The organism is Pseudomonas putida (genome assembly GCF_026625125.1).
Classification (GTDB): domain Bacteria; phylum Pseudomonadota; class Gammaproteobacteria; order Pseudomonadales; family Pseudomonadaceae; genus Aquipseudomonas; species Aquipseudomonas putida_X.
Genome location: NZ_CP113097.1, coordinates 5,082,153 through 5,099,756 on the forward strand (window position 1 = coordinate 5,082,153; position 17,604 = coordinate 5,099,756).

General features: G+C 55.8%; 16 protein-coding genes and 1 tRNA gene. 10 read left to right on the top strand and 7 right to left on the bottom strand.

The window, feature by feature from the left end; translation table 11 throughout:
* Positions 1–641 precede the first annotated feature (641 nt).
* The 3 genes from OSW16_RS23395 to OSW16_RS23405 are packed head-to-tail and all read left to right on the top strand — an operon-like array spanning position 642 to position 4,331.
* Complete coding sequence (locus OSW16_RS23395) at positions 642–1,538, top strand: hypothetical protein (protein ID WP_267818870.1); 897 nt, start codon at positions 642–644, stop codon at positions 1,536–1,538.
* Positions 1,525–3,396 carry a hypothetical protein gene (locus OSW16_RS23400; RefSeq protein ID WP_267818872.1) on the top strand — a complete coding sequence of 624 codons (1,872 nt, stop codon included), beginning with the start codon at positions 1,525–1,527 and terminating at the stop codon, positions 3,394–3,396. The genes OSW16_RS23395 and OSW16_RS23400 overlap by 14 nt, the downstream gene beginning before the upstream one ends.
* The gene (locus tag OSW16_RS23405) at positions 3,393–4,331 is read left to right on the top strand and encodes a hypothetical protein (RefSeq protein ID WP_267818874.1); all 939 of its coding nucleotides are present in this window, start codon (positions 3,393–3,395) and stop codon (positions 4,329–4,331) included. Before OSW16_RS23400 ends, OSW16_RS23405 begins: the two co-directional genes overlap by 4 nt.
* 1,468 nt (positions 4,332–5,799) lie before the next feature.
* On the opposite strand, the gene OSW16_RS23410 is transcribed toward OSW16_RS23405, so the two are convergent.
* The 6 genes from OSW16_RS23410 to OSW16_RS23435 form a co-directional block, all read right to left on the bottom strand.
* Positions 5,800–6,471 carry a hypothetical protein gene (locus OSW16_RS23410; RefSeq protein WP_267818876.1) on the bottom strand — a complete coding sequence of 224 codons (672 nt, stop codon included), beginning with the start codon at positions 6,469–6,471 and terminating at the stop codon, positions 5,800–5,802.
* Between the two features lie 302 nt (positions 6,472–6,773).
* Entirely contained in the window at positions 6,774–7,067 is a 294-nt protein-coding gene (locus tag OSW16_RS23415) for a hypothetical protein (RefSeq protein WP_267818878.1), read from the bottom strand.
* Positions 7,064–8,044 carry an integrase domain-containing protein gene (locus OSW16_RS23420; protein ID WP_267818880.1) on the bottom strand — a complete coding sequence of 327 codons (981 nt, stop codon included), beginning with the start codon at positions 8,042–8,044 and terminating at the stop codon, positions 7,064–7,066. Before OSW16_RS23420 ends, OSW16_RS23415 begins: the two co-directional genes overlap by 4 nt.
* A gap of 902 nt (positions 8,045–8,946) precedes the next feature.
* Positions 8,947–10,275 (bottom strand): tyrosine-type recombinase/integrase, encoded by a 1,329-nt coding sequence (locus OSW16_RS23425; RefSeq protein ID WP_267818882.1) that lies wholly within the window; start codon positions 10,273–10,275, stop codon positions 8,947–8,949.
* A gap of 164 nt (positions 10,276–10,439) precedes the next feature.
* Positions 10,440–10,515 (bottom strand) — tRNA-Thr (locus OSW16_RS23430).
* Positions 10,516–10,585: 70 nt separating this feature from the next.
* Complete coding sequence (locus tag OSW16_RS23435) at positions 10,586–10,996, bottom strand: pilin (RefSeq protein WP_267818884.1); 411 nt, start codon at positions 10,994–10,996, stop codon at positions 10,586–10,588.
* A gap of 214 nt (positions 10,997–11,210) precedes the next feature.
* Here OSW16_RS23435 and OSW16_RS23440 point away from each other — a divergent pair, with 214 nt between their 5' ends.
* Genes OSW16_RS23440 through yacG form a run of 4 tightly spaced genes read left to right on the top strand, consistent with a single transcriptional unit; the run spans position 11,211 to position 14,108 of the window.
* A complete protein-coding gene (locus OSW16_RS23440; protein WP_267818886.1) occupies positions 11,211–12,419 on the top strand; it encodes a type II secretion system F family protein in 1,209 nt (402 codons plus the stop codon).
* Positions 12,420–12,421: 2 nt separating this feature from the next.
* Positions 12,422–13,288 (top strand): prepilin peptidase, encoded by an 867-nt coding sequence (locus OSW16_RS23445; protein WP_267818888.1) that lies wholly within the window; start codon positions 12,422–12,424, stop codon positions 13,286–13,288.
* Complete coding sequence (coaE, locus tag OSW16_RS23450; protein ID WP_241807176.1) at positions 13,288–13,911, top strand: dephospho-CoA kinase; 624 nt, start codon at positions 13,288–13,290, stop codon at positions 13,909–13,911. The genes OSW16_RS23445 and coaE overlap by 1 nt, the downstream gene beginning before the upstream one ends.
* Entirely contained in the window at positions 13,908–14,108 is a 201-nt protein-coding gene (gene yacG, locus OSW16_RS23455; RefSeq protein WP_241807175.1) for a DNA gyrase inhibitor YacG, read from the top strand. Before coaE ends, yacG begins: the two co-directional genes overlap by 4 nt.
* Positions 14,109–14,144: 36 nt before the next feature.
* Here the strand turns inward: yacG and OSW16_RS23460 are convergent, their stop codons facing one another.
* Positions 14,145–14,891, bottom strand: a complete 747-nt coding sequence (locus OSW16_RS23460) for an energy-coupling factor ABC transporter permease (RefSeq protein ID WP_267818891.1) — start codon at positions 14,889–14,891, stop codon at positions 14,145–14,147.
* A 34-nt stretch (positions 14,892–14,925) separates the two neighbouring features.
* On the opposite strand from OSW16_RS23460, the gene OSW16_RS23465 reads away from it, so the two are divergent.
* The 3 genes from OSW16_RS23465 to OSW16_RS23475 all read left to right on the top strand — a co-directional run bounded on the left by OSW16_RS23465 (position 14,926) and on the right by OSW16_RS23475 (position 17,241).
* Positions 14,926–15,555: a DUF1780 domain-containing protein gene (locus OSW16_RS23465; RefSeq protein WP_267818893.1), complete on the top strand. Its 630-nt coding sequence runs from the start codon at positions 14,926–14,928 to the stop codon at positions 15,553–15,555.
* 132 nt (positions 15,556–15,687) lie between these two features.
* The gene (locus OSW16_RS23470; RefSeq protein WP_267818895.1) at positions 15,688–15,861 is read left to right on the top strand and encodes a DUF3094 family protein; all 174 of its coding nucleotides are present in this window, start codon (positions 15,688–15,690) and stop codon (positions 15,859–15,861) included.
* An 84-nt stretch (positions 15,862–15,945) separates the two neighbouring features.
* Positions 15,946–17,241: an NAD(P)/FAD-dependent oxidoreductase gene (locus tag OSW16_RS23475; protein WP_267818897.1), complete on the top strand. Its 1,296-nt coding sequence runs from the start codon at positions 15,946–15,948 to the stop codon at positions 17,239–17,241.
* Positions 17,242–17,604 lie beyond the last annotated feature (363 nt).

Sequence of the window (17,604 nt, forward strand, 5' to 3'; positions counted from 1 at the left end):
GCTAGTCCAGAATGCGGATCGCCGTAAGAAAAGCCCTTTCATGGTTTAACGGATATTTGCCCCTGTGCGTGGCTCTTGTAGCCCAGTCGACTACAAGCGCGCGACTCAGTCAGCGGAAGCTCACATGCTTCGCAGCTTAGATACTTTTCACACAGATGAGATGAGACTACGAAACACAGCTCTGCTGTGAGTACTTCAACTGCCCCCATCCACCACTGTTCGCTTTTGGCAGCTACCGGCCAAAAGCGAACAGTGGACCATCGCTGAGCTAGCCCGTATTTTGCAGATTTAGGGCGGGGGCTAGGCTCAATGGTTGGCGTCCCACATTTTGAGCAGCGTATTGCTATTTTGACAGGATACTCCTACGTAGCCTCGACTATGCCAAACACGCCCTACGTCTCAACTGCCTTAACTAATGCTCGTTGGTTACGCCTTGCGCGGGTCGACGGCAGCTAGACGCCTGCATGGCATTTTGATAGCCTCAAACAGGCTTTCTACACAGAAGCAAAGCGGCTCGGGCCAATACAATACCCGGCTAAAAGAGCTTCTTCGCCACAATTCGCAGTTTCTGGACATGGATGCGGATACCAGAATGAGCATCGGCCTCCTTGAGCTGCAGCTACAAAACATGGAGTTCCCGATTGCGCGCTGATACTCAAGTACAAGAAATCTTGTCTAAATGTGACATCCTCAAGCGAGCAGGCTTGTGGCCGCCCGAGCCCAAGCTACGTCCTCGGGCTTGGCTCAGAAATTTTGACGACTCAGACGTCCACATTGCCGCTTTTCTTTTAGATAAGTTCACTTTCTACAACAAAGCACTCACTGACGCACTATTGGTTGCCTCTTATAATTCAATTGGTGATGGAATGGCTAAGGGGCCATCGGCTCCCTGTGGCTCGAAACTTGTTGCGAGTATCAGTTCAGCGGTCTTGACACCAGTAAGAGGGGAAACCCCCAACCCTACTGACTCCGGCTACTTTCTATGTCGCAGCGCCCGGCAGCTACTGCACCTGAATGACAGCTTCATAGTGGAGTCTGACGCTGCACTTGACCATGCGTATGCGGGTGGTACGGTGATCTTCATTGATGATTTTGTCGGATCTGGGGATCAGTTTGTCTCGACGTGGAATATGCTGGACAAGCAGAAAAGATCATTTGCAGACGCTCAATCAAAAAACAACTTCACTGCTATATACGTGACCCTAGTAACAACAGACTTCGGACTTATTAATATAAACGGTTGCGCTCCTTCTGTTGCGGTCTGCGCCACACACATACTGGAGAAAAAATCCACTCTAGAAGGCGTGATGGATTCAAACCCCAGTTGGAAAGCACCCATCATGCAATTTTTAGCAAAATATACGCCTCGACTTACGCCGACAGAAATTTACATCGCTAGAAACAAAGACTACCTAATGTTTGGATACAAGAATCGAGGCCTTATGTTCGGCTTTGAACATTCAATACCTGACGCCACCCTACCGATCTTTTGGTCACCAGGGCGAGACAACTGGGAGCCCCTAATTGAGCGAACATAATTCCGCAGGTGTCCTAAGACAACTTTTTGGTGATAATCGGGCAGAGTGGCCATCTGCCAATTTTAAAGAATTATTTGTCAAGCCGGCTTACCTTGGAAAACTCGAGGTAATGCGTCCTTGCTTCTTGGTTGGGGGACGCGGAACAGGGAAGACAACAGCATTACAATCATTACGATACGACTCAATGCTGGAGCGCCTAGAAGGTAGCGGTCAATCCTTCGAAGACCAAGAGTACTTAGGCGTACTTGTTCGAATGAACAAGAATCGGGTTCGTGCTTTTTCAGGTAGCGGCATCGAAGAAGAAAGATGGGCAAAATTATTTGCACATTACTTCAACCTATCAGTCTGTAGCGAAATGGTTAATCTAGCACTCTGGCTGGAAACTAAGAAGGGCTTAAGGCTGCAGCCTGAGCACTTGGAGACAATCACACTAGAGCTAGGTTTAGAATGCTGCGAAACGCTTGATCAACTGAAAATATTGATAAAGAAGGCAATTTCAGCGCTACAACTTCAAGTTAACAACCCTATGAAGGACCTCGGGATTACCCTGTCAATGGCGGAGTCCCCCCTACGAACTTTTGCCGAAGCAATCCAGTCTCAACACTTGCTAGATAATAGAGTAATATTTTGCTGCATCGATGAATACGAAAATCTTTTAGATTATCAACAAGCGATACTTAACACATACATAAAACATGCTGAACCACCACTATCTTACAAAGTCGGAGTCCGAAAAAATGGACTAAGAAACAGACAAACCTTAGATGGACAAGATTTGCTGCGTGTACCAGACGACTGCCTTGAAATTGAAATCGCTGACGAAGGCTTCGATTTCTTCGCTAAAGCAGTTGCAGAGTTGAGACTGAAATACGCACAAGGCGTTGGCGCGCAGATTTCTGACAACCTTCGCGACTTCTTGCAGGAATTGTCGCTTGCTGATGAGGCAGTCGTTTTAGGAGCAGATCGGGTCGCTACTGCAGTGCTCGACGAACTTAAAACCAACAAGAATTACGGTTATTTCAGTCAAAAGTCCCAAGCTGAGCTGTCCTTTCTTAAGTACTGGCAACAAAGCGAAGGAGGCTCATTAGAGGAATTAGCAAATGACTGGTTTGAGAATGAGGCCGAATGGAAAACCAGACTAGGTAATCACGGCTATGCCAGCCTTTTTTGGCTTTCAAAAGGCAGAAAAGGCGCGAGGATTAGAAAATACTATTGTGGTGAACGGACGCTGCTCTCACTCGCAGCTGGAAACATACGTTATTTCTTGGAACTGATAGATACCGCGATCGGTTACCAGCTAGATGAGGAGGGAGCTACCCAGCAGCCCCTGATTATTTCCGCAAAATCTCAAACTCTCGCAGCTAGAGAAGTTGGAAAGAGACGCCTCAATCAGTTAGAGGGGCTAGCAGACCATGGTGTACAGCTCAAGCGCCTCGTTCTAGCTATAGGTAAAGTGTTCTTCGAACTTGCGAGAGAACCAAGCGGTAAAACCCCTGAAGTTACATCCTTTGTCCTATCAGGTAACCAGTCGGAAACAGCTAAGATTCACTGCTTGCTGCAAGAAGGCGTCGGTCATCTCGCATTCGAGTCAGCACCCAGAACAAAATCCACCAGCAGCGTCGAACTCAGAGATGACGAATACCGCCTGCACAGAATCTTCAGCGCATTCTTTGAGATCTCACATCGTAAAAAAAGACGTATGTCTATCGAAGCCTCGACCTTAATAAGTGTACTGGAAGATCGTCCTGCACGAGCAATTTCTGCACTTCTTGATGAAAGACCCCAGACGACGGAAGATGATCTGCCTGAGCAGTTGGCACTTTTTTCTGCGTTTTATGATGACGGGCAAAAAAAATGACCACACTGCCTTTGCCGTCGCTCCACACTAAGCGTTTCAAAACCTTCACGATCAATGATTTAAAGCCGGAAGAGACCATAATCCTCGCCGGTGACTTGGCGGAGAATAGGGACAGGCTCGAAGCATGGGAAGAAGTCCAGCGAACTTCTCCTGAGCGAATCGTTTCGATCAAAAGCTTAGATGAAGAGACAATAGCCGTACATCATAAAAACCAAGAAGTACGAATCTCACTTAGAGACGAAGACTCTATCAACTCTATTTTTACTTCTCAAAATTTCTTAATTGATGTAACGGGCTTCCCCCACAACGTATGGGCGCCACTATTCAAAAGTGCATACACCCAAAAAATCAACACACGCTTGATGTACGTTGAACCAGAGTCTTATACCCCTCATCCCAGCCCAGCATCCTCTGCCATTTTTGATTTGAGCGTCACATTTGGTGGATTGGCTCCATTGCCAGGCTTCGCACAACTTGCGGGGCCAGATGACGAAGACAGGTGTCTATTCATAGCAATGCTGGGCTTTGAGGGTAATCGCCCTGAACACCTCGCTGCGCAGCTAGACCCGGTTCCGAAAGTCATCCCTGTGGTTGGGGCTCCGGGCTTTCAACTTGAGTACCCAGCTTTTACGGTCGGTTGCAACCGGATGTTCCTGGATGAGTACAAAGCCCATTCGGAGGTCAGATATGCTCGTGCAAGCTGTCCATTCGCGGCATTCGAAGCACTGACCAAGATACGTAGAGATTACCCCGAGCATTATATATACTTAGCGCTTGTCGGCACCAAGCCGCACGCTATAGGATCTGTACTATTCGCGATGAAACATGCCGAAACGACCGAAATTTTGTTCGATCATCCCGTTAAAAAAAGTGGACGAACGTCAGGGGTGGGGATAGTCCATGTCTACGATTTTGAGGACTTCCATGCCTATTGATTTGGATAGGTACTACACGCCGGAAGACGTTGCGGTTAGCGCCCTAGAGCGCGGCACGTTTCCATTTGTGCCTAAGGTGTGTGCCGACTCTACGTGTGGGTCAGGGCGGCTTCTAGATGCCGCGAACGCGGTCTTTGGATCAGTAGAATCTATTGGAATTGACCGTGATGCGGAAGCGATCAGCCAGCTACGGCTGAGAAGGCCTGACTGGCATTTGTCTGTAGGTGACTTGCTCCACCCCAGCACCAGCGAGACCACGTATTGGCGGCCGCCTGTCGACTTGCTAGTCCTAAACCCACCATTCAGCCACGGGCATAAGAAATTCGTAGATATCCAGTTTTTGGGCAAAAAAATGAGAGGAAGCATCGCCATGGCTCACCTCCTGCGAAGCTTTGAATTGTTTCAGCCCAGTCTGGGAGCCATCGTTATAGCGCCAGAATCTCTTTTATATTCTGAAACTGATCAGGACGCTCGACAAGCGCTTGCGGAGGACTATCAACTTACAAAATTGACAGACTTGCAACGATGTACTTTTCGTGGCGCTAGGGTTCAAGCATCCGTCGTCCAGATTTTACCTGGAGGCCATCAGCAGTCTCATCAAGAAATCAGGTATTACAATGGTCTTATCCAGACCAAAATCGTTCGTGGCAGCCTTCCAGTGCACCTGAGCGTCTCTGACCCCTCTGGAGTACCCTTCATACACTCCACAGATCTTAAGAACATTGCAGTTGCTGGCAAATTTGAGGGTCTATCCAAGACTCGCAATGTGGCTAAAGGAAGGACAAAAGGGTGGGTCGTTTTAGTCCCTAGAGTAGGGCTCCCGGACTGTCAGGCCGTAAAAGCGATTAAGTTGGATTGCACTGTACAACTCTCAGACTGTGTAATCGCCCTGGAATTCTCGACAAAGGCGGTGGCAATCAAAGCGGAGAAACGGATTCACTCTCGCTGGCCTGAATTTAAGGGCCTCTACCGAGGTACAGGCGCTCGTTATATAACTATGGCAAGACTGAATCTTTGGCTTTCTACTATCGGAGTCTCCCCTGACCCTATGTTGAACTGCTAAAATCGCATCAACTTAGAGCAATTAAAATGCGCTGCATCAATCTAGAACAAGGTATGGAACCCCGCTAGAGAGGCAGCTTCAATGATCAGAAGCGCCTTCCTAACTCTCATGCACTACTGCGCTTTATTCGTCATCCAAACCTCCGGAGAGCGACGCATGAGTCATTCTCTCCATGAAGGTATTTCTTTTTCATAATTGAAGGATGAAAAGTTTTTAATCATACTTCAATGTGGCCCTTCGCGAGCAGTAGCACTCAACCCAGTCAATTAGCAAGACTCTAGCCTGATGTAACCATAGTGCTTATACCGATGTTCCCTGCAAGCGTGGTCGATTGGCTATAGACCATCATAAATCATCCATACGATTCAGACGGATTCCTTCTTATAAAACTAGTGCACAGCCCCATCATTCATGCTGGCTTTTTAATGGATATTCCTCTCCTGTTACCTCCTTATAAATAGCAGACACTACTTTGTAAGCTTCTGTACGATCAGGGATTTCGTAGTTATCCTTTGGTTCTATATGGCTAGTCTCTTCGGTAGCTTGCAATATAAACGTCAACAGAGCCATTACAGATCGCCTAAATTTAGCACCTGGATCAGTTACCTCATTTACCCCATGAAACTTTAGCTTGTTGCACAGCTTGACAACTTCAGAATACTCAAACTCCAATGGCAAAGCACTATGCGCAAAAATATTTCTGATACCACGAATAGTATGCAGATCCGTTCTTGCATTTACAGGCAGAAGACCTAATAAGTACGAGAAATTAATCCTCGACGAGAACGTCCCAAGCGCACCATTAAAATCAAATACTTGAGAAACAATAGTCTTATTATTTACCAGCCTTGCTTCCAACAAGCTCTTAAGGCGATCATCAAGAAACGCCGCAGACATCAACACCGATCCTCTAGCAGTTTCTTGGGTAATGGAGCTTCGGAAATTCATAATCTCTTGCGCACGCCTAGCTATAGCCGGGTCTAGCTCCGTCAACAGTTCATCAGTAATCGCTCTAACTCGCTTCAAGATTGACTCAGCTTCAGTATTAGTAATGGCGGTTTTCTCTTGATCCGTCATATAGCTCTCATCTCAGGCGCAAAATTAATAAACTACTCTTCCACACATAAATCGAAACAACTTACTATAAAAACAACCAAATTGGAAGCACCTACTCACAAACAAAAAATCTTCTAACCACCTCGCACCTTAATGACCCAACCACTTCCGAATGGCTTACACCCAATACTAGCCAGCAAGCAAATTATTGCTTCCAAATAAATTATAATTGCAGATAACTGCATGCGCTATACCCCTATTATCATTAATTGCCTGGACATCGCGACAGGAATATTAGGATCAAATCCAGTTGACCGTGATTTTCAAGATAAGATCTTTTCTTTGAGCTTGAAGGCCCACGACTTTTCTAAACGACGAGCTAGCAAACGTACGGTCAACAGGTAGTAATAGCGCGTTGCATCGCTGTGTCGATTTAGGCGATGTTCGATGAACCAAGTCACATGCTTTCTCCGCCATTCCCACGGTGTCTCTTGCTGCCAGCGCTCTGCGATCTCAGCTTGGATAATTTTTGCCTGTCGTAGATGGCGTTGCCGTGTTGCATGCGAGCCGGTCAACACTCCAGCCAAGAACAGTTCCATATCGAATGGCTTATTCATGGCCTTCCCCCTATGTAGGCAGCCACTACATCGATCCGACCGTGCCCAAGCTCATAGCTGATTTTCCTCCTGGCCTCACGATCAAAGCGCCGATCAACCTGACAAAGCTCACCCCCATTGATCGGCGCACGGTGACCTGTGATCCGCTCATAGCGCTCACACGCATACGTTGCTCGTAGCTCATGGAAGCCTTTGAGGTTGTGTGCATGTAGGATGTCCCGCGCAGGGCGGATGATTTCTTGCAGAACATTCAGGTAGCTTTCATGTGGCGCAATCAGGTTTCGACTACCTCCGGGCGACACCTGCTGTGCAAATCCAAGCGCGCTCTGAACATGTTCGTCCACACCAATCCAGCGTGGAGCCGAGGCACCGGCGCGACCACCTTTGGTACCATCCTGAATATTAATCCTGCCTAGCTCTTTAGCCTCACGACTTAGCCGTGGTAGGTCTGCCAGGATTCCCTCACGTAAGCGCATGCCGGTGGCTCGCGCCAACAGAACGATCGCGGCGGCCCGCAGATGATCACGACTGCAAAGTGCTTCGACGATCTGCTTAACCTGTTCGCGGTCTTGGCCCTGAGGCACCGAGTGTCGAACCCCGGTGCGCTGCATATCCAATGCCTTGCTCGGACTGCGCAATGTCACATACTGATCACCGCGAAGCGCCGCCATGGTCCTATTAACGCTGGATAGGCGGTTTTGTGCGGTGCTGACCGCAAGGTCACCGCGCCTAACCACGTCGCGTAGATACGCCGCATAGTCCGCCAACACTTTCCGATCAATCTGCCGCGCATCATTGATACCCGGCCCCTGTTCTGAGCGGCACCATTTCGCGAATGCCTGCCACCGATCACAGTGTGCCTTCACCGTGCCGTAGTGACCGCCGCCGAACATGTCTTTCAGCGCCTGCGGCCCCGCGTAGCTCAATTGCCTGCCGTAGCCGAAATTACGACCATCGCGTCTACCCACGAATGCCATGTCAGTCACCTCCTCTACCGTTCTCCGATCCTCGCCCCACGTCATCCCGCCAAGAATGTTGAGTGTTATCAGGGATCAAGGCCCCTGCGACCTGTGGGGAATGTCCTCTACGCGGGACTGGCGGCTCCTTACGTCCGGGAGCAAGGGCATCTCATGATCTGACCTCCTGAGCACCGTTACCGATGGGCGGGTGGAGGCAGCATTGGCTGACGAAACCAGTACCTGAAGATCCTGAGCCAGGTGCAAGCAGCAATGCGATGACCGGGGCATGCCTAACTGTCAGTCAGGTGCAGTCCATTCCCTGGTCTGCGGCACCATCATCTACAAGGCTGTTGCTGGTGACATCGGCGTTTGTCACGCCGATTGTCACGAGGGGAATTGCCGCAAAGCCATGTGCGATAAGGGCTACAGCAGTTTTAGGAGCGCCCGTCTCTTTCCAGAAGAAAGAGACGGGCACAGGTTGGCGCAATAGTCGGCCAATCGGATAGGTTGCTGCAGGGCAGCGCAATAGAAAGTGTCGTCTGGCGCACGAGGGCCATGAAATGTAGTTGGCATCCATCACCGGGGAGGTGCCGGGCGAGCTGCCGGACGCGAATCGCCATTTGGGGGGAGAACCACCGCGGGAGCGGCGTGACCTTCAAGGTTCGGGCCACCTGGGTTGCTGTCATCGACAGCGCTTGCACGGCCAGTTCTACGCCTGTGGATAAACCCGGTCAAGGATCGAAATTCAGCGCTATTGAGGACGTTGAAAGCGGTTATCCACCGGTGGAATTGAGTGGTAAATCCGGGACAACGTCGTGGCTTTTAGCTCTTCAAAGTGAGGTCCATCCAAACAGGGCGGCTTTGCAGCCCTGTTTGGATGGACCTCACTTTGAAGAGCAGCCCGCACCGATCTCGCAGGCTCACCCGCGATTGAATGCGCCATGACTATTCGGCAAGGCGGTGACGTTGTCGCCGACCGGGTGGGCAAACTCATGCGGGGTGACATGGCCCGATCTGTTGGCATCGATGTAGTTACTCCACCACGCCATGATCAACCGACGCTGCTCCAGAAGTTGGGCCTTGTGGATGTAAGCAGCGCGCACGCGGTTACGCTCCTGATGGCTCATCTGCCGCTCAATCGCCGCGTCCGTCCACAGCCCTGATTCGAGCAAGGCACTACAAGCCATGGTCCGGAAACCATGCCCGCACACGTCCTTGGTCGTGTCGTAGCCCATAGTGCGCAGCACCTGGTTAAGCGTATTCTCCGACAAGGGTTTCCAGGACCTGTGATCACCGGGCAACACGAGTTCAGAGAAGCGATTCAAGCTGCGCAGCCGTTCAAGGATCTCGATGACTTGAGGCGACAGCGGCACTATCTGAATGTGCCCACTCATCTTGGTCCCGCGCGTGGAATAGCGGACGCCTTCAATCGGCTTACGGGTATCGGGAATTTCCCACATCGCCCGTTGCAGATCGAATTCATCCCACCGGGCGAAGCGCAGTTCGCTGGAGCGCACGAACACATGCAGCGTCAGCAGCACTGCGAGCCGGGTCAGCTCGCGACCGGTGTAATTGTCGATTCGGCTCAACAACTCAGGAAGACGGTTCAGCGAGAGTGCAGGACGATGCACGGTGCGCGGCGCTTGAATCGAGCCGGCCAGATCGAGCGCCGGATTTTGAGTGATCTGCCGCGCCCGCTTCGCACCCCGCATGATCGTGGATAGATAGTTCTGCACACGCAGCGCTACATCCAAGGTGCCGCGATCCTTGATTCGTTGGGTGACCTCAAGGAGATCATGAGTGTCGAGCTCAGCGATAGGCCGCTGGCCAATCAGCGGAAACACATGGGTGCGCAACCTGCTCAGCACCGTCTTGGCGTGACCCTCGGTCCAGCGCCGGGACATTTCGACGTGCCACTCCAGGGCAACGGTTTCAAAGAGAAGGCTCGCCCGCTGGGCTGCGATCTTGGCCTTCTGCTTTTCTTCCATCGGATCAAGGTTGTCGAGCAACAAAGCCTTGGCCTCATCACGCTTGGTCCTCGCGACGGCCAACGAAACGATGGGGTACTTGCCGATGATCAGCGTGCCTTCCTTGCCACTGGGTTTGAAATACCGCAGCCGCCAAGTCTTCCAGCCACAGGGCGTGACGTACAGGTACATACCCCCGCCGTCGAACAGTTTGTAGGCGCGATCACGCGGTTTGGCCGTGCGGCATTTGAGGTCGCTGAGCGGAATGGCTAGCCGTGGCATAGGGGTACGTTCTCCATTCAGGAAAGACGCTGTACCCCAAAAATACCCCTGGTTATTGGGGATTTAGTTGGTTACCGACGGAGGGTCGTGGAAACGAAAAACCGGCCATAAGGCCGGTTTAGAGGGCTTCCAAAGCATTCAGCGGAATGCAGTGGAGCTGGATGTGGTGCCGGAGACAGGAATCGAACCTGCGACCTTCGCGTTACGAGTGCGCTGCTCTACCGACTGAGCTACACCGGCGTGTAGCGCAACGTACCACTGCCGCAGCCGTTACGCAAACGCCTGTTTCGCCTAACTTATTCCCCTACCCTCAGGCCCCTTTGCAGCCACTGGGCGCCAGGTCTTCCTCGATGTTGGTGGTGCAGCGCCAGCCAGTAGCCGAACGCGTCAGGGTGAGGGCTTTGCCCACCACGTTGGCCGGGGCATCCACCAGGGTGCAGACGATGCTCGCGCTGCCGTCGGCAGCTTTGCCGGCGGCGGTGACCGCGCAATGGGCGGTGGCGGGCTGGCCGCCCAGTGCGGCTGCATCGGCCACATCCTTTCCTTCATTCAAGCGCAGGTCCATCGCTGCCTTCAGCGCGCTGATTTCCAGCAAACCGGCAGCCGCCTTGGTGCGTGACTGGTGGTTGGTGTACATCGGGATGGCGATGGTCGCCAGGATGCCGATGATCGCGACGACGATCATCAGTTCGATCAGGGTGATACCGCGTTGCCCTTTCATGAACGGATTCCTTTTTGATACGCGTGTTCGTTGGGGTCAGGCTCGACCCGGCTGGCAGCGGCGCAGTAGGCCTGAACAGACACCTTTTGTCACCCCTGCCTGCCGGGGCGTCACCTTCGCTGAACTACTCTAGTGAGCATCGCCAATGCGCGCCCCTTCATGGACACGGCAAGCTGTTTCCAGGCTTGTCGCTCGGGCAGAAAAGGACCTTTGCATGAACCATTCAACACAGCTGTACGCCTGGCAGGGCATCGATGCCAATGGCGCGGTAGTGCGCGGGCAGATGGCTGGGCGCAGCCCGGCCTATGTGCGGGCCGGGCTGCAGCGCCAGGGCATTCGCGTTGCCAGTTTACGGCCCGCTGGCGGGCTGGCATGGCGCTGGCCTGAACGTCGGGTGAAAAGCGACCCGGCGGGTTTCAGCCGGCAGTTGGCTACGTTGCTGAAGGCAGGTGTACCGCTGCTGCCGGCCTTTGAGGTGATGGGCCGCAGTGGGTGCAGCGCGGGGCAGGCGGCGTTGCTGGAGCGTTTGCAACAGGATGTCGCGGCGGGGTTGGGGCTGGCGGACGCGTTGCAGCGCCACCCGCAGTGGTTCGACGGGCTGTACTGCAACCTGGTACGGGTGGGTGAGCAATCCGGCACGCTCGACCGGCAGCTCGAGCAACTGGCGGGCATGCTGGAGCAGCGCCAGGCACTGCTCAAACGGGTGCGTAAAGCGATGCTGTATCCCCTGTTGCTGTTGCTCACGGGCTTGGGCGTGTCGGCGGTGCTGTTGCTGGAGGTGATTCCGCGCTTTGAAAGCCTGTTTAGCGGCTTTGATGCTGGGCTGCCGGCGTTCACGCAATGGGTCATCGACTTGTCCACAGGGCTGGGCCGCCATGGGCCGCTGCTGTTGATAAGCCTGCTTGGGGTGATGTTGGGTGTGCGCCAGCTGTATCGGCGCCATGCGCCAGCGCGCCTGTGGATAGCTCGCTATGTGCTGCGCCTGCCGGTGTTCGGTCGGCTGCTGGGGCAAGCGGCGCTGGCCCGTTTCGCGCGCAGCCTGGCCACGGCGTATGCCGCTGGGGTTCCGCTGTTGGATGGCCTGGCCACCGTGGCCAGGGCCTGTGGCGGCGAGCTGCACGAACGGGCCGTTTTGCGGCTGCGCCAGGGCATGGCCAATGGGCAAGGGCTGCACCAGGCGATGGCGGCTGAGCCGTTATTCCCGCCGCTGCTGGTACAGCTTACGGCCATCGGTGAATCGAGCGGCACCTTGGACCAGATGCTGGAAAAAGCCGCCAGCCTTTACGAGGACCAGGTCAGCCAGGCGCTGGACCAGTTGACCAGCCTGCTGGAGCCAGCCATCGTGCTGATCCTGGGCCTGCTGGTCGGTGGCCTGGTGGTGGCGATGTACCTGCCGATCTTCCAGTTGGGTAGTTTGATCTGAACATGACTTTATGGACGTTACTGGCCGAACATCCGGCGTATTTCTACACCGTGGCGGCTGTGCTTGGCCTGTTGGTTGGCAGCTTCATCAATGTGGTGGCGTACAGGCTGCCGATCATGCTGGAGCGCCAATGGCAGCGTGAAGCGCAGGAGGCGCTGGGGCTGCCGAGCGATGCGCACGAGCGCTTCGACCTGTGCCTGCCCGCCTCACGTTGCCCGCACTGTGGGCACGCGATTCGTGCCTGGGAAAATATTCCGGTGCTCAGTTACCTGGCCTTGCGCGGGCGTTGTTCTGCGTGCAAACAGCCTATCGGCTTACGGTACCCGCTGGTGGAGCTCGCCTGCGCCTGGCTGTCGCTGGCGGTGGCCTGGCATTCCGGTGCCGGGCTGCAAGCACTGGCCTTGCTGGCCTTTACCTGGAGCCTGCTGGCGCTGAGCCTAATCGACCACGACAAGCAGATCCTGCCGGATGTGGTGGTGCTGCCAACGCTGTGGCTGGGCCTGATCGTCAACGTTTTCGCTACCGTGGTGCCATTGCCTGACGCCATCTGGGGCGCGGTGGCCGGTTATCTCAGCCTGTGGCTGGTGTATTGGCTGTTCAAGCTGGTCACCGGCAAGGAAGGCATGGGTTACGGCGATTTCAAGCTGCTGGCGCTGATCGGAGCCTGGGGCGGCTGGCAGGCAGTGCCGCTGACCTTGATGTTGTCGTCGCTGGTCGGGGCGGTGGTGGGGGTGTGCATGCTGCGCCTGCGTAGCCATTCGATGGGCACGGCGATACCTTTTGGTCCTTATCTGGCCATTGCGGGGTGGATTGCCGTGCTCTGGGGTGATGAAATATACGCCTCATACCTGCAACTGCTTGGATTCTGATGACCACTGCGCCGTTCACCCCCTGGATTCTCGGCCTCACCGGCGGCATTGGCAGCGGCAAAAGTGCCGCCGCCGAGCGCTTCGTCGAGCTTGGTGTGCACCTGGTCGATGCTGATCAGGCAGCGCGCTGGGTCGTGGAGCCTGGCCGCCCGGCCCTGGCCAGCATCGTCGAGCGCTTTGGCCCGGGCGTGCTGCTGGAGGACGGCCAGCTCGACCGCACAGCGTTGCGCCAGGTGATATTCGCCGACCCGGCCCAGCGCAAGTGGCTTGAACAGCTGCTGCACCCGCTGATCGGGCAGGAGATCTTCAGCTACCTGGCCAAGGCCGAGTCGCCGTATGCGGTGTATGTGTCGCCGCTGCTGATCGAGTCTGGCCAGTTTCAGAAAACCCAGCGCGTCCTGGTGATCGATGCACCGCAAGCGCTGCAGGTTGCACGCACCTTGCAGCGCGACAACACCAGCCCCGAGCAGGTGCAGGCCATTCTCAAGGCTCAGATGGCCCGCGAAGAGCGTTTGCGCCATGCCGATGATGTGGTGGTCAACGACAGTGACCTTGCCGCGCTGCATGCGCAGATCGACCATCTGCACCACTTTTACCTGACTTTACGAGGAGGCCAGCCATGAGCCAGCCATTGACCGTCGATTGCCCTACCTGTGGCGCACCTGTGGAATGGGACGCGAAAAACGCGTTCCGGCCGTTCTGTTCTGACCGTTGCAAGTTGATCGACCTGGGTGCCTGGGCGGCTGAAGAGCACAAGATCGCGGGGTCGCAAGAGGCCGAGGATGAGTTGTATTCGGGGGACCTGGAGCCACGGCACTAAGGCGCTGCACCGGGGCGGGCCGAGCGGGGCAAGTGATCACCGCTCATCGTCCTTCCACGGTGCCTGCAGGTACCGCGTGCGGTTGAACGTCTCCAGCCATTCCGGGCAGAACACCACCAGCGCACTGATCACCATGCCGTTGATGAAGGCCTCCGGGAACATCATCAGCCATAGGTAGCCGACAAAGTCGCTGAGCCACTCTGGCATGGCGAACCGCCCGTCCAGCCACAGCAAGCCCAACCCGGCCAGCAGGCACACCAGCACTGTCAGCGCTGCGGGAAAAAACCCTGAGCAGAAGATATAAACGAAAAGGTTACGCGGCTGCGCCCGCTCGACCAGAATGGCGCACACTTCGGTGACCAGCACCGGCAGGCCGATCAGCAGCAGGCCGTTGACCCCAAGCGCTGCCAGGTCCTGGCGCCCCAGCGCCAACAAGCCGATCTGGGCCAGAAACCCGCCGAGCACCGCCAGCGGCCAGTCCAGCAACAAGGTCACGGCGGTCATGCCGATGAAGTGGTACGACACACCGGTGTCGAAGTCGCGCCTGACCAGCCATAGTGCGAACAGGCAGAACACCGTACCGAACAGCAGGTGCTGCCGGCGGCTGTCGGTGAACAGTTCCAGCCAGCGGGTGCGGCTGGCTGCCCACAGCAGCAAGGGGACGAACCCTACCCAACCGAGCGTGAGGCTGGTGCTGGACAAGACGTGCGCGCTGATCACTTGACGAATGCCCCTGTCGAGCCTGTGGACATACCTGAGTCTACACCCATTCAAAAACAGCATCTTATCGTCATGGTTTAGCGTCTAAGCTGTGAGCATGGATGACTCAGACTACCTGCGCCTGCTTACCATCCAGGCCGAACAAGCCAATGCCTTCCTTTCCAATGCTCGCAAATGGGAGCGGGAGCGTTGGGTATGCCAGCGCCTGCTGCAGGGGCTGAACATTCCCTATCGCAGTGAAGAGTTCACCCCGGCCGGCCAGGAGCCGCCCGATGTGTTGTTCCGCGATGCGTCGTTCGAGGTGTTTTTCGTGCTCGATGAGGGCCGCCGGCTCAATGATGAGTGGCGCGAAGAGCTGCAGCGCAGGCGCAGCGCCTTCTCACTGGCCCAACTGGTGCGGCGCGAGGCGCGGCCCAGGCGTATCGCGGCCACCGAGCTGCTGGCGCGGCTGGCACCCACCTTGCGCAAAAAGGCCCACAATTATCGCGAACGCGGGCTGGACCTGAGCGAGCTGGACATCATCGCTTTCGCCAGCCTCAAGCGTGAAGTGCTCGATCTCAACACCCACTTCCCGCCCCCCACCGAGTACCTGCGCCAGGGTTGGCGCTCGCTGTCGCTGGTGGGGCCGACCTTCGCCCGTGTGCTGTTCGCCCACCCGGACGCCCCAGACTTTCTGCGCGGCAACCTGGGGCGCAGCATTGTGTTCGACGTGGGCATCAGTCTTTGATCCAGTGCCGAGACGCTTTGCGATGGCGTACACTCGGCGCCAGGGATAGAAAGCTTTATCATTTGTCTCAAGTACTTGCCGGAACGCTGTAGCGTTCGGGCAGTCACATACGTCTACCTGACGAGGCCCACCATGACCAGCCGACTGAATCCGGAAGATCAGCGTCGTGTCGATGAGTATCTGCGAGCCCCTCAGCACCAAGTCGAGCGCAAGCCATTCCGGCCGTGGCTGCTCCTTGTGCTGGTGGTGGCCGTGACCATCGGGCTGGGCCTCCTCAGCCGCCTGTTGAGTGGACTGGTGCTATGAGCTGCCTCGCGCTCGCCCTCCCCTCATGCAGTTTGCGGCCGGCCCTTTGGGCCAAGAATTCCGTAAACCTTATGAGATATCCCCATGACTCATCGCATCGTGATTGTCGGCGGCGGCGCCGGCGGCCTGGAACTGGCGACCCGCCTGGGTAAAACCCTCGGCAAGCGCAAACAGGCCGACATCACCCTGGTCGACGCCAACCTCACGCACATCTGGAAGCCGCTGCTACACGAAGTGGCCGCCGGCTCGCTCAACTCCTCGGAAGACGAACTGAACTACGTGGCCCAGGCCAAGTGGAACCACTTCAACTTCCAGTTGGGGCGCATGAGCGGCCTGGACCGTGAAGGCAAGCAGATCCAACTGGCCGCCACCCTGGATGAAGAGGGCCGCGAGCTGGTGCCTGCGCGCACCTTGCGCTATGACACCTTGGTCATTGCCGTGGGCAGCAACACCAACGACTTCGGTACCTTGGGCGCGGCGCAGCACTGCCTGTTCCTGGATACCCGCAAGCAGGCCGAGCGTTTCCACCAGCAACTGCTCAACCACTACCTGCGTGCCCATGCCGGTGATCAGGCCAGTGAGAAGATCAGCGTGGCGATCGTCGGCGCCGGTGCTACCGGTGTGGAGCTGGCGGCCGAACTGCACCACGCCGCGCATGAGCTGGCGGCTTATGGTTTGGACCGTATCCAACCCAAGGACATGCACATCACCGTGATCGAGGCGGGCCCGCGCGTACTGCCGGCGCTGCCAGAGCGCATCAGCGTGCCGGTGCACAAAACCCTGGAAAAGCTCGGCGTTACGGTGATGACCAACGCTGCCGTCAGCGAAGTGACCGCCGATGGCCTGAAGACCGCCAGCGGCGAAGTGATCCAGGCCAGCCTCAAGGTATGGGCGGCCGGTATTCGTGCGCCGGGTTTCCTCAAGGATATCGACGGCCTGGAAACCAACCGTATCAACCAGCTGGTGGTGCGCCCTACCCTGCAAACCACCCGCGACGATGACATCTTCGCCTTCGGTGACTGTGCAGCCTGCCCACAACCGGGCAGCGACCGCAATGTACCGCCACGCGCCCAGGCGGCGCACCAGCAGGCCGACATGCTGGCCAAGAGCCTGAAAGCGCGCCTGGAGAACAAGCCGCTGCCGACGTACAGCTACAAGGATTACGGTTCACTGGTATCGCTGTCGCGCTTCTCGGCGGTGGGTAACCTGATGGGCAACCTGATGGGGAGCGTGAAGCTGGAGGGCTGGCTGGCGCGGATGTTCTATGTGTCGCTGTACCGCATGCACCAGATGGCGCTGTACGGGTTCTTCCGCACGGCGATGATGATGCTGGGTAGCAAGATTGGGCGGGGCACTGAGCCGCGACTGAAGCTGCACTGACCTGCCTGGTAGAGGCTTGAGGTTCAGGTTGTCTGTACTGGCCTCATCGCCGGCAAGCCGGCGCCCACCGGGATTGCGCCAGCCTTTAGACGTTGAGCAAGACAGTTGCTTCAGCAGGTACAACGCAGGTCTTAAGAGCTGCGCGGTCGGGGTGGGAGCCGGCTTGCCGGCGATGGGCTGCGCAGCAGCCCCCATAGCGGACCTGTAATAGTCCGAGCGCGCTCGACGGGACCCGCGAGCATCTGGGTCCGCTTTGCGGACCATCGCCGGCAAGCCGGCTCCCACCTGGATTGCGCCAGCTTTTGGAAGTTGAGCAAGACAGTCGCTGTCGCAGGATGGACTACCCAGGACGTTGGATTGGTG